The organism is Bacteroidales bacterium (assembly GCA_023228145.1).
In the GTDB taxonomy this organism is placed as follows: Bacteria; Bacteroidota; Bacteroidia; order Bacteroidales; family CAIWKO01; genus CAIWKO01.
Window position 1 is genome coordinate 67,824 of sequence record JALOBU010000009.1, and the last position, 13,673, is coordinate 81,496.

Here is a 13,673-nt window from a genome sequence, read left to right on the forward strand (position 1 = left end):
TATCAATGCATGGCAGATGATAAACCGAAAATTATAATAGATACCGACGGTGGCGCTGATGATCTCAGAGCAATAAGCCTGATTTTATCAAGCCGTGAATTTGAAATTGAGGCAATTACTACATCAGATGGCGTATTATCACCAGAGATGGCTTTATATAAAGTTAGGAATTTACTCTGTTCATTAAATTGCCAGGGTATTCCAACGGCTTGCGGGCGAAAAATAATTTCAAGCCCTTGTTTTTGCAGAAAAATTAACGAAAAAATTGTTTGGGGCGATTCCTGTTATTTGAATAATTCAAATTTTGTTTCTTCTTCTAGTCTGATAACGCAATTATTAACCGATAGCCGCGAAACCATTATTTTTTTCGCAATGAGTTCGTTGACAAGTATTAATGACGCGCTAATTCAGGCACCTGAGAATAAATCAAAAATCTCAAAAATCATCTGGTATAACAGTTCGCCTTTATTGTCAAATGGCTTTAATTATGAAAGTGACACGGCAGCGGCAAAAAACATGACCCTGCATGGCGTCCCCCTTATAGCCGTTCAAAATAATGAGGGTTCGCCAATCATCTTTAATGAATTTTTCTTGAATTTATATAACCAGACGGACAACCCTATTGCTACAAATGTTTTTAACGCATTATCATCACCAGAAGTTTTGTCTGTGATCAAAAGCGGCCATTTTAAGCTCTGGGATGAACTTTTACCCCTTTACTTTATTTTTCCTGAGCTTTTTTCCGAGAAAAAATCTTCACCATTAATTATTGAAGTACAGCTTTTACCTGATATTAAAGAACAAAAATTAGGGGCTTGTATAAAAAAACTGCTTAATCCTGAACCAGATCAAAATATTGTTTTTAAAACATTTCCAGTAGCTTCCGGGCTATTTGCCCAAGATTTCAGCTTGTTTTCTGATTCTATTTTAAAAAAATACGGAGAACGTGAATTTCGTGCCGGTGTGCTGGCAAACGAACTTCATGGTCATTTGGGTGTATATGCAATTATTGGCGTAAAAATGGGAATCAGGGCACTCGAATATTTTCATTGCGATATTGACGAACTTGAAGTGGTATCATATGCCGGTAATACCCCACCGATAAGTTGTATGAACGATGGCATTCAAGTAAGTACCGGTGCAACACTTGGCCATGGATTGATAACTATAAAAAAAACGGAAACAAAAAATGTAATGGCAGAATTCTACCATGAAAATACCGGGATTACGATTTCTTTAAAAAAAGAAATTGCCGGGCAAATTCAGAATAACTTTAAAACCATTATTGCAAAAAATGGGTTGTTCACAGATGAATACTGGCTTCAGATAAGACACCTTGCAATAATATACTGGTTTGAATTCGACAGAAATGATATTTTCGATATTAAAATTATTCAAAATCATGAACACTGAAATTATTGCACTATGTGCAACAGCAGCCACTCTCGGCTTTTTGCACACTCTGGCAGGTCCTGATCATTACCTACCTTTTATCGTCATGGCCAAAGCCGGAAAATGGTCGTATCCCAAAACCATCTGGATTACGATTTTATGCGGGCTGGGCCATGTTGGAAGTTCTATACTGATTGGAGTCATAGGAATTGCATTCGGGCTGGCCGTAGCGAAGATCGAAATTTTTGAAGGTTACCGGGGCAGTTTAGCAGCATGGCTATTTATTCTTTTCGGTCTTGTATATTTCATCTGGGGACTCTGGAAAGGCATTAAAAACAAAGGTCACCGTCATATTCACGTTCATGATGATGGTAGCATTCACCGTCACGACCATAGCCATATTGAGGCCCATGCTCATAAACACCCGGAAGAAAAAAAGATGAACCTTACACCATGGATATTGATCACCATCTTTGTTTTTGGTCCATGTGAACCTCTGATACCATTATTAATGTATCCTGCAGCGGAACAAAGCACTGGCGGGACAGTGCTGGTGGCCTCGGTCTTCAGTGCAGTTACCATCCTAACAATGTTAACGATGGTACTACTTCCCTTGTTTGGTTTGAAATTGCTACCCATGAGGTTTCTCGAGCGCTATATGCATGCCATCGCAGGATTTACCATACTTATTTGCGGTATAGGTATTGAATTTATGGGGTTATAAAATACAAATACTCTGCTTTTGCAGAAAATTACATTTTACTGATATACTGCTTCAAAAACTCAAAAGCAGCATAAAGATTCTTCTCTGCCTGCGGCGTCAGTTCTTCGATGAATTCAAACTCATAAGCTTTGATATGCAACACAAAGGTTTCGGGCTGCTTGTTGTAGATTTTTTTGCATAAATCAAGCACGTAGGATACAGATACTGCGTGCATGGTAAACTCAATCGTGGCGTCATTCGGTTCCACCTTTTCAAGTTTGTAATCTTCGATGTCGGCTACGGATGCATCAACAAAAATAACGGTATCATATTCTGCAATTGTTGCCGAATCCTCAATGTTTAACTGGTAATTGCAATCCGTAAACAGGTTTTGTATATTTTCTGAGGCGATCCATTCATCCATCAAATTAATGAAGCGCTCGCCCAGGCCGTCGTCCTGCCTGCCGGCGTTGCCGTATCCGTAAATAAGAGTTTTTTTCATAGGTTTAAAATTAAAAAAAGCCCGTCAAAGCTGGCGGACTTTTTTCAAAATAAAATTTAAAATTATGATCTATAATGATCAACTTCATTGCCTTTCGAATCGTACATTTTGATATCGAGCGGCATTTTACCTAATGCGTGTGTTGCACAGCTCAGGCATGGGTCATAAGCCCTGATGGCAATTTCCACAGCATTTTTCATAGGTTCCGTGATGGTGGCTTGTCCGTTCATCATTTTTTTAGCAACAACATTTACCGACTGGTTCATCGGCTCATTATTGTTGGTAGTAGAAACTATGAGGTTTGCCATCACGATCTGATCATCGTCATTGATTCTGTAATGATGGAATAACGTTCCGCGCGGAGCTTCAATTAATCCAACGCCTTCTTTTTGCTTGGTACCTTTTACAACGAGGTCGTTTTTCTGCAGGTCTGGATCATTCAACAGTTCTTTTATCATTTCTCCGGCATGCAGTAATTCGATCAGGCGGGCCCAATGGGTATGCAGGCAATAATTGTTAGGTTTGCCGTTGGTATGAGCTTTATAAATTTCAAATTCCTTCTGCGCCATTGGTGTAGGAATAAAGTCGCAGGTATTCAGACGTGCCAGCGGGCCTACGCGATACCAGCCTTTTTCTTTTCCAAGATGTTTCAGGTACGGGAATTTCATATAACTCCATGAGCGAACTTCTTCTTCGATGTAGTTGTAATAATCCTGATAATCAACGTCGTTCAAGATCTTCTTTCCGTCGGCATCAACAGCTCTCAAAACGCCGTGATACAGATCCAAAGCGCCGTCTTTTCTGACAAGGCTCAGGTGGTTTGAAGGGAAATAAGCAAAATTATCAACAAATTCGCGGTTTTTCATGTAATAACCTTTGAAAAACTGTACTGCAGAATTTGCCCATTCAATCATTTTGTCAATGTTCAATGGATCAGCGCCTTTCAGAAACAGGTCGCGTTCTTCGATACTGAGGTTTTTGTTGATGCCACCAGGGATTGCTCCGGTACCATGAACTTTTTTACCGGCTGTATGTTCAATGATTTCCTGGCCGAATTTACGCATCATAACACCCTGAACAGCTAATTCCGGGAAGTTGATAGCCACACCGATAACGTTGCGGATGGCCGGATCGGCATCATAGCCTAATAAAAAATCGGGAGAAGCAAGATGGAAGAAATGAAGTGCATGTGACTGGAAAATCTGTCCGTAGTGCATCAACCTTCTCATTTTTTCGCCTGTCGGAGTAAGGCCGTGGCCGGTTCCGGCGCCAACAATTACGTCAAGAGCTTTTGCTGCAGCCAGATGGTGGCTAACAGGACAGATACCGCATAAACGTTGTACTAAAACAGGTGCTTCCCAGTAAGGACGGCCCTGCACAAAACGTTCAAATCCGCGGAATTCAACAATATGAAGGCGGGTTTGAGCCACATTCATATTGTCATCGAGGTGAATAGTCACTTTGCCGTGGCCTTCAACTCTGGTTACAGGTTCTATAGTTACTTTTTGTGCCATTATAATATTCTTTTAGATTAATCAAATTTTACTAATTCATAAGGTATGTTCAGTGTATCACCGGTAACCAGCGCTACAACAGCAGCCCAGATCAGGTCGGCTCTTGGGGCACAACCAGGCAGATAATAATCGATCTTTACGATTTCGTGGCATGGGTACACTTTATCGAGTATCATCGGAAGTTCTTCGTCGTTAGGCATGATCTTTTCTTTGTTCAGGCCTACTGTTGGCCCTCCCAGATATGCTTCATCAAGGCATTCCTTCACACAGATTCCGTTGCGCATGGCAGGCAGGCCGCCCATAATGGCACATTCGCCTAGTGAGATAAGAATTTTACAATGCTTGCGGAATTCTTTCAATACGTGAACATTTTCGCTGTTACAGCAACCACCCTCTATGATTCCGATATCGCATTCTTTGGTAAAAGTCTTTATATCATCAATGGGGGATTTGTTGAATTCGACAAGTTCGATCAGTTTTAAAATACGGTCATCAATATCAAGTAATGACATATGGCAGCCAAAACAACCGGCCAGTGATGTAGTTGCAACAATTGGTTTACTCATTTTTCTGTCCTCCTGGTTTATTGATGTGAATTTTCTATTTCTGATCCTATAACTTCTTTATCATACTTGCGTTTTCCAATTGGCGTTGCAAAACCGATTTCTTTTTTCAGTATGCAGCCAACCGGACAGATATCCATAGCTTTCTGTGCTAATTCGTCGGACATGGTTGCAGCAAGTTTTTTATCCATATTGATCTCAAGTGTTTTACCTCTGCCTTTGAATGCAAAGATGCTTCTTCCTTCACTGTCTTTTATCATACGGATACAACGTTTGCAGAATATGCAACGGTTGCGTTCGAGGAAGATCTTGGGAGCTGTGGCATCAATGTTCCTGCGTTCGAAAGCATAAGGGAACCGTGGAACCATCATCTGATATTTATAACCTAATCCCTGAAGGTCGCAGTTTCCGCTTTTTTCACAGGCGGGGCAAAAATGATTGCCTTCCACAAAAAGCATTTCTACGATGGCTTTACGGATATCCGTCAGTTCGGGAGTATTACTTTCTACAGCCATGCCTTCTTCAATAGGTGTTGTGCAAGCAGCCATTTTACGGCCGTTGGCATTTACTGTGCAGATTCTGCATGACCCTGCAGGGACAACATCTCTCATGTGGCAAAGCACCGGTATATAAACGCCGTTATCAGTAGCCGCATCAACGATACACTGACCTTTGACGCCCTGACATTGCTTGCCGTCGATTGTGAATTTTACAGTTTCACTCATAATTTATTTTTCTTTATAATTGTTAATATCTTATTTTAATTATTCATGAACTTTGGGTTCGCGACCAACCACTTCACAGGACTCGAGCACTGCTTTGTGCATATCGAATTCACTGTGGTAATCTATATCATGTACTCTTGCATCGTACAATTCTCTGAAATTTCTTATAGTAGTTGCTATCGGATTTGAAGATGTCTGCCCAAGTCCGCAACGTGTAGTTTTGCGCAGAATTTCGCTCCAGGCAAGCATATCTTCAATATCTTTTTTAATCGCATGCCCCTCGACCACTTTTTCGATGGCTTTCTTCAGTATCATGTTAAAAGACCGGCAGGTAACACATGAGCCGCATGATTCATCAGCAAAGAATTCCATAAAATTCAACACGACATCTTTTAACAGGTCGCGTTTTTTACCTATTACAATCATAGAGCCTCCCGTCGGAAGGTCTTCCAGAGCTATCTTTCTGTCGAATTGGCTGGGAGGAATACAGATTCCTGATGGCCCAGCCACCTGAACGGCTTGAATATCTTCTGCTCCCACCATTGCCAGCATGTCTTTAATGCTCATGCCCCATTCTATTTCATAAACACCGGGGTTTTTGCAGTCGCCGGAAACACTGATAACTTTTGTTCCTGACGATTCTTTTGTTCCCAACGCATTGAGCCATTCTCCTCCCTTATCCAAAATCCGTGCAACAGAGCAGAAAGTTTCCACGTTATTTACAATAGATGGTTTGTTTTTGTAACCTTTCTGGGCAGGAAATGGCGGACGGTTGCGTGGTTCACCGCGTTTGCCCTCAGCCGATTCTATCAATCCTGATTCTTCTCCGCAAACATAAGCGCCGGCGCCAAATTGTATCCTTATATCAAAGTCAACACCTTTGCCCATAATATTTTTTCCAAGAAGGTTTTTAGAATACATTTCCTTGAGTGTATTTTCCAGAAATGCTTTCAGGTACTTATATTCTTTTCTGACATACAAAATACCTTCTTTAGCTCCAATGGCATAACCGCCAATGGCCATACCTTCAAACAACATTTCAGAGCGTTCGGTCATCAGCACACGATCTTTGAAAGTACCCGGCTCGCCTTCATCAGCATTACATAACACATATTTATCCCCGGATTCGCGTGAACAGAAATCCCATTTTAATCCTGTTGGAAATCCGGCACCGCCTCTTCCGCGAAGATTGGATTTTTTAATCTCCTCTATCACTGATTTGGGCTCCAGTTCAAGGGCTTTGTTAAGCCCCGCTCCGGTTTGATATGCATCAAAAATAACAGGACCAGTTTTTTTAATATTATTTTTTACCATTGATTTTATCAATGGGTGGGAATTGTTGCCATCACCGTACTCAGTAACCATTTCGGCAACAGCCTTTCCGGCACGCATACCCGTAATGATTTTTTTCACTTTTTCACGGGTGAGGGAGGTAAAAACCACGTCATTAATAATGGCTGCCGGTTCCTGATCGCTCATGCCTATACAAGCTGTATAGTGCAAACTGGCAAGATTGTCGGGTGTTAATTCGCCAAACTTAATACCGAGTTGTTTTTCAAATTCATCGGCAACATCCGTCATGCCCTTCATGCAGGAAACCACGCTATTGTTAAGATACACAGCATATTTACCTACAGGTTTGCAGGTAAAGAAATGGTAAAATGAGCGCGTCTGTATTACGTCAACTTCAGAAATATGAAGTTTTTCCGCAATCACCGCCACTGCATCGTCTGAAACACAACCAAATTCCGACTGGACACCTGCTAAAATATCCATCAGCCGGGTTGCATCCTTACCATAAGCTTCAATAATACTAATAATTTTTTCTTTCATATCTTGTTTTAAATTAGTTGTATTTACATTTTATAAACAGGTTGACAAATTTATATACTTTTTTGTAATTATTAAACATTATCAAAAAAATTTATTAAGTATCTTACTTATTGACGTACTATAATATCTTGTTGATTTACATGTTGTGTTTTTTATGTTAAATTGTTGCAAAAAAACAATGATTATGAAAAAAACATTCCTAGTACAGCTTTTTGTACCGTTTTTATAAAATCACAAACCAATAAAGAAAAACCACAATTCGACATCTCTTTTTCGGAATTTGAAAAAAGTGATTTTTTCTGAGATTCAAGACAAAACACGTCTACCTGTGAAGGGCATTTTCTGTTGTTCACAAATGCTATCAGTCTTGATGCCAAATGTGATGACATCAATATAAAACTTAATTTCAACTTTCTTTCAATGATACCATTGACTTATCAAAGGAAAACCTTACCGACAAAACACGTGGTTCCAATATAAAATGTATTTTTCGCGTTGCTTCGAGGGTAATATTTATTTCCGGAAAATTCCAGTTCATGACAGAACTCGAATGGACAAGCGCTTACTATTCCACCAAAGCACTTAATGCATTGCCCAATAAGAAAGGTGTTATCGGAAGAAATGCTAACGATATCGGCAACCTGAGAATTCTTTTTGCAGTACAGTAAAATTTCTAATATATTTATATTCGTTCTTAAAGGAGATGCTTTTTAAGTATCTCCTTTTTTTATTAAAAATATTTGTAAATTTGGGGTTACATCATTATTTATAACTAAAAAATTTCATTATGAAATGGTCAGGCAGAAGACAAAGTGATAATGTCGAAGACCGCAGGGGAATCAGCGGCAAAGGCTTAGCCGGTATTGGCGGTATAGGTGCTATCATTATTGCAGTTATAGCATTTTTTATCACCAAAGACCCTTCGCAGCTTATCAACACTTTACAACAAACTACAACCCAGCAGGAACAGCTCGACCCGGAAACAAAAGCCAAACAGGATCAATTGGCTCAATTTATTGGTGTTGTTTTGGCTGACACAGAGGATGTCTGGAACACACTTTTTTCTTCAATGGGAAAAACCTATGAGGAACCCAAACTTGTTCTTTTCACCAATGCCGTACAATCGGCTTGCGGATATGCCCAATCGGCCACAGGCCCCTTTTATTGCTCGGGAGATGCCAAAGTATATATTGATTTGGGATTTCTTGAGGAACTACAGGAACAACTTGGTGCACAGGGTGATTTCGCCCAGGCTTACATCATTGCACATGAAGTAGGACACCATGTCCAGAACCTTCTGGGAACTCTCGATAAAGTGCATTCACAGAGCAACACACTCAGCGAAGAAGAATATAATGCTATGACTGTAAGGTTAGAACTTCAGGCCGATTTTCTTGCCGGGGTGTGGGCCCATCATGCACAAAAAATGAAATCGATACTTGAAAGCGGCGACATTGACGAAGCCGTGAATGCTGCCGGCGCCGTGGGAGATGACAGGATACAGATGCAAAACCAGGGTTATGTTGTTCCTGACTCCTTTACGCACGGTACTTCCGAACAACGCACCCGATGGTTTTTATTAGGTTTTAAAACGGGCGATATCAGCAAAGGCGACACTTTCAACGCAAGAACTTTATAAGTATCTTCATTTCAAACCAACCTTAGGGATCATATTTCCGAAAGTTCAGACAGATTGAGCCACCGGTCTGTTTTCTCTTCTATAAGTTTTTCGATCTCATTATAGCGTTTACCATATTGGGCAAATTCTTCAGGACTTCCTTCTCCCCCGTTCAACTTCTCAAGCAAAGTGTATTTTTCAGATTCCAGCAAACTGATCTCTTTTTCAAGATTTTCAAATTCCCGGGATTCTTTATATGAAAGCTTCCTAACTGTCTTTTCGACAATTACGGGTTTTACCCGATTCAATTTAGGCTTATCTATCCTCTTTTTTTTCTCCGCTGCCTTCTTTTTCAGTAACGCGTATTCGGTATAATTTCCGGGAAAATCTTTTATCCTGCCACCGCCTTCAAAAACAAACAGATGATCGGTAAGATTATCAAGAAAATAGCGGTCGTGCGAAATTATAATAAGGCATCCTTTAAAATCAATAAGAAAATCCTCAAGCGCATTTAATGTCTGAATGTCCAGGTCGTTAGTCGGTTCGTCAAGGATGAGAAAATTGGGGTTTTTGATAAGAACCATAAGCAGTTGCAACCTTCTCCGTTCTCCGCCGCTCAGGGTGGAAACATAACCATACTGAACACTGTGCGTAAAGCCAAAATAATTTAGAAACTGAGAGGCCGACATTTCGTTTTTGCCCATTTTAACATATTCCGCAACATCTTTCACGGCATCGAGCACCCTTCTGTCTTCTTTCAGTTGTATGGGCTCCTGTGAAAAATAACCGAAAACCACCGTCTGGCCTATAGATATTTTACCTTTATCCTGCCTGAGATTTCCGGTGATCATATTGATTAACGTAGTTTTACCAACGCCGTTCTTTCCGCAAACACCTATGTGTTCTCCTTTTTTAAAGGTATAGGTAAAATCATCGACAGCCAAAAAATCTCCGAAGGATTTGGTAACATTATGCATTTCAAGAATTTTGCCACCTATCCTGGTTTCCGTTATGCGAAGGTCCAGATTTTCTGTTTCTATTCGTTTTGAGGCTTTTTGCTGCAAGCCTGAAAAAGCTTCAATACGGGCTTTAGATTTGGTGGTCCTCGCCTGTGGCATCCGCCTCATCCATTCCAGCTCCTTGCGGTAAAGATTCCGGGCACGTTCCAGTTCGGTTTTTTCGATCTCCATCCGCTCAGCCTTTTTCTCGAGGTAATATGAATATTTTCCCTTATACCGAAAAAGGTTTGTAGAGTCCAGTTCAATTATCTCATCACAGATATTATCCAGAAAATAACGATCGTGGGTAACCAGAATAATGCTGAGGTTTTGTTTCGACAGGTATTCCTCCAGCCATTCTATCATTTCAATGTCAAGGTGGTTGGTGGGCTCATCGAGTATCATCAGGTCGGTATCTTCAATAAGCGCTTTGGCCAAGGCAAGCCTTTTGCGTTGCCCGCCCGATAATTCGCCGACATTTTGTTTTATATTGGAGATTTTTAAACGCGAAAGCACCTCGTTGATCCTGGTCTCAAAATCCCAGGCACTCAGCCCATCCATTTTTTGTATGGTCTGCTCAAGCTGTTTGGTCAGTAATTCTAAATCTTTTGAGTTGCTCTTGTTATGAATGTTTATCTCTTCCAGAATGCTTTCATAGTTTTTGATCGCCTGAATAAATTCATTGTCGGAATTAAGCAGTGAATTGATCACGGAGAGGTTCGGATCGAGGTCCGGGTTTTGTTCTAAATAGGTGATCCTTATATCATTGCGAACGATCACCTTTCCATCCTCCGGTATTTCTTTGCCCGCCAGGATATTCAGCAAGGTAGTTTTTCCGGTACCGTTGCGGGCTATCAGCGCTACTTTCTGGCCTTTGTCGACACCAAAAGAAATGTCCTTAAAAAGGATTTTTTCTCCGTAAGTTTTGGTCAGGGTTTCGACGCTGAGGTAGTTCATACAGACAAAATAAGGTGCAAAGGTATGAAAACTAAGAAAGAAGTGAGAAATTATCCCGGTGTGCTTAAAGCAAAAACTTCGCATAACGGGGTACCCCATATGAGATAACTGCGGATCTCATGGGGCAAATTGTTAATTTGGTAAATTGTTAAAAAGAACGTACCGCTCTTACTGCTCCCGTATAACTTTTACTGGTATTGCTTTGTGCCCCATTGTAGAATCCTTGATACCAAGCATTGTAACCATAAGGAGTGCCGGTATATTCTGACGAACTCCAAAATGCCCATTCTGAAAATCCGCCAAGTCCAAGAACTTTTAAAGCATAAAGTTTGTTTAATTCATCTTTACTTGGTAAGTACCAGTCATTATAACCTCCTCCATTATAGGCACGTGCTATTCCTGCGGCATAAGAAGTTGAAGTCGCTCCTTGCTGACTAATAATTGTATTAGTATTAGCCATTCCTGTACCCAGTGCTGTTGCTGTAGCGCCAGTGGTAAAATAACTTCCATTGTACCATCTTATACTACTTGATTGATAGGTTGGTGCTACTATTAATCCATGTGTTTCTCCTTCAATATAACCGGGATCTCCAACTTGTAAGATATAAGCTATGATCCCTCCCTGATAGCTCTTTCCAACATACAAAACAATGGTACCATCAATTTTCCGCCAATCCGTTCCGTCATAAAAAAATGGAAGTTTGTAATCAGTATTATAAATCATTAACCCTTCAGCAGGGCTAGAAATTGTCGCCATTTGAGCTGTTGTCATTCTTGGAGGTAAAAAACCCTTAGAAGTACTTGTAACATCAAGTGCGGCAGATGCATCTGGAATAGAAGTTCCTATACCTTGTTGAGAAACATTCACAATAGAATTATTTCCAGCATCGCTACCGGTAGAAAGAACATCAGTAAGATTTTGCAACTCGTTAGTAACCGAACCATCAATTTCAGTAAAAGAAGTCAGATAACCGGCATCATTTGTGAATGAACTGACAGTCGTTGGCTGGTTTATTAAATCGGAATAACTGCCCGTAGTTGAAACTGTTGCAAGTGCAGTCCCATTAACCCGGTATGCACCTGAAACATTTACATCTCCAATAACATCCAATTTGTAAGCCGGTGTTGCTGTACCAATACCAACATTTCCAGTCGCGTCTATAACTGCTTGCTGGGTAGTCGCAGTTTTGAAAATTACGGAGCCATAGATTCCACCCGTTTTATCTCCACCAGATATTATCACATGGCCAGGCTGCGATCCAAATGTACTTGTACCACCTTGTATGTATACTTTACCAGTACCTGCCCCAGTACCTGCAGTTATATTTATGTTTCCACCTTGATTTCCTGAACCAGCCACTAAAGTGATTGACCCTCCAATACCATTTGTACCGCTAGCCCCAACTGAACCACCAGTCAATGTTACATTACCACCAACACCAACAATTCCACTGCCTGTAGGACTCGCACCGCCAGAAATATTAACATTTCCTGCGCGAGAGGTTGCTGGATTAGTAGGGAACGGAACATTAAATGTTCCACCGGTGATAGAGATATCACCTGCTCTTCCAGAACTATTTTTAGGGCCATTATTATCGCCTCCTTTAATAATCATATCCCCAACATTGGTATTGCTTGACACAGAATTAGTACTGATCGTCAGTACTGTCCCTTCTCCAGTCAATGGCATTATTGCTGGAGTTATAACGGAAGTTGAAAAATCTGCACTGCCAATAACCGAAAGAGCATTACTTGGTGAATTTGTACCAATACCAACATTACCGGTATTAAAATAAATATTGCTGCTATTCCTTTTCCATATCATAGTATCCAGCTCCGAAAAACTTGTCAGGTATCCTGCTGTTGCATGATTTCCCCAACCATAAGATGTAGACCAATTTGTAATATCTGTATTTGTAATTCCGAATGATGGGCTGGCTGTCCATAATTGGTCTGTTTCACTATAACTTGTCAGATAACCAACATCGTTTGTAAATGCACTTAAATTGGATGGCGCCCCGGTTAAACTGCTGTACTGTCCGTCAAATCCTGCTGGCAGTTTTACAAATCCGCCATTGCTTAAAAAAACAGTATCATGGCTAATGCTCAACACCTGAATTTCGTTGCTTACTGAACCGTCCACTTCGGTTGTAAGATATCCTGCATCATTTGTAAATGTGCTCACATTGGTGGGCGTTCCTGTTAGACTGTTATACTGGCCGTCAAAACCGGCTGGCAGTTTTATAAATCCGCCACTGCTTAAAAAAACAGTATCATGGCTAATGCTCAACACCTGGATTTCATTGGTTACTGAGCCGTCCACTTCTGTATCCAATTTGTTATTCCAATTGGTGATATCTGAGGAATTAATACCAGCTGCTACAGATGCACCAAAGATTGGATCGGTTTCCGTAATTGTTCCTGTTATACTTTCCGCAGTTTTAGCATGCAAGGCATAGGGGACGCTTAGCAGTTGGCTTACTCCCGTAATCGTGTAATTGGTTCCTCCGGCAGGGTCTGTTTCAGTTTTTATGTAATAAGTATCTCCTGCCCAATTAATGCCACTAAAACCTGCGCCACCACCTATTTCAATGCTTACCAATCCGTTGGCATTGGTTATTGGAGTTTGTGTTTCAGAATAAACAACAGTTCCAGTAGGTGAACCCTGCAAAATACTTATTTGCATTCCAACCTGCGTGTTGGTTACCAAGGCATCACTGCTGTCGCGGATTACTGCCTGATAACTCATTTTTTCGGGTGATTGTGCGAATGCACTTGCAGCTATTATAACGGCCGCTAAAACTGTGAATATTTTTCTCATGGTTTTATTATTATTATTTTAATTTCATTATTATGGTAGCCGATGCT

At 40.7% G+C, this 13,673-nt stretch carries 10 protein-coding genes; 3 read left to right on the forward strand and 7 right to left on the reverse strand.

Going from position 1 to position 13,673, the window contains the following annotated elements; translation table 11 throughout:
• Positions 1-9 precede the first annotated feature (9 nt).
• Positions 10-1,413 (forward strand): FmdE family protein, encoded by a 1,404-nt coding sequence (locus M0R16_06275; protein MCK9612491.1) that lies wholly within the window; start codon positions 10-12, stop codon positions 1,411-1,413.
• Positions 1,403-2,116, forward strand: coding sequence for a sulfite exporter TauE/SafE family protein (locus M0R16_06280; GenBank protein MCK9612492.1), 714 nt, complete (start codon positions 1,403-1,405; stop codon positions 2,114-2,116). Before M0R16_06275 ends, M0R16_06280 begins: the two co-directional genes overlap by 11 nt.
• A gap of 28 nt (positions 2,117-2,144) precedes the next feature.
• Here M0R16_06280 and M0R16_06285 read toward each other — a convergent pair whose 3' ends face one another.
• From M0R16_06285 to M0R16_06305, 5 genes are all read right to left on the reverse strand, one after another.
• Entirely contained in the window at positions 2,145-2,597 is a 453-nt protein-coding gene (locus M0R16_06285; GenBank protein ID MCK9612493.1) for a hydrogenase maturation protease, read from the reverse strand.
• Positions 2,598-2,659: 62 nt separating this feature from the next.
• A complete protein-coding gene (locus tag M0R16_06290) occupies positions 2,660-4,111 on the reverse strand; it encodes a Ni/Fe hydrogenase subunit alpha (protein ID MCK9612494.1) in 1,452 nt (483 codons plus the stop codon).
• A 17-nt stretch (positions 4,112-4,128) separates the two neighbouring features.
• Positions 4,129-4,677 carry a hypothetical protein gene (locus tag M0R16_06295; protein ID MCK9612495.1) on the reverse strand — a complete coding sequence of 183 codons (549 nt, stop codon included), beginning with the start codon at positions 4,675-4,677 and terminating at the stop codon, positions 4,129-4,131.
• Between the two features lie 17 nt (positions 4,678-4,694).
• On the reverse strand, positions 4,695-5,399 hold the full coding sequence (locus M0R16_06300; protein ID MCK9612496.1) for a 2Fe-2S iron-sulfur cluster-binding protein: 705 nt from the start codon (positions 5,397-5,399) through the stop codon (positions 4,695-4,697).
• A gap of 39 nt (positions 5,400-5,438) precedes the next feature.
• Positions 5,439-7,232 (reverse strand): NAD(P)H-dependent oxidoreductase subunit E, encoded by a 1,794-nt coding sequence (locus tag M0R16_06305; protein ID MCK9612497.1) that lies wholly within the window; start codon positions 7,230-7,232, stop codon positions 5,439-5,441.
• Between the two features lie 787 nt (positions 7,233-8,019).
• Between M0R16_06305 and M0R16_06310 the strand changes: the two genes are divergently transcribed.
• Positions 8,020-8,871 carry a zinc metallopeptidase gene (locus M0R16_06310; GenBank protein ID MCK9612498.1) on the forward strand — a complete coding sequence of 284 codons (852 nt, stop codon included), beginning with the start codon at positions 8,020-8,022 and terminating at the stop codon, positions 8,869-8,871.
• A gap of 29 nt (positions 8,872-8,900) precedes the next feature.
• Here M0R16_06310 and M0R16_06315 read toward each other — a convergent pair whose 3' ends face one another.
• Together M0R16_06315 and M0R16_06320 are read right to left on the reverse strand one after the other, a co-directional pair.
• Positions 8,901-10,805 (reverse strand): ABC-F family ATP-binding cassette domain-containing protein, encoded by a 1,905-nt coding sequence (locus M0R16_06315; GenBank protein ID MCK9612499.1) that lies wholly within the window; start codon positions 10,803-10,805, stop codon positions 8,901-8,903.
• A gap of 148 nt (positions 10,806-10,953) precedes the next feature.
• Positions 10,954-13,626: a DUF1566 domain-containing protein gene (locus M0R16_06320; protein MCK9612500.1), complete on the reverse strand. Its 2,673-nt coding sequence runs from the start codon at positions 13,624-13,626 to the stop codon at positions 10,954-10,956.
• Positions 13,627-13,673 lie beyond the last annotated feature (47 nt).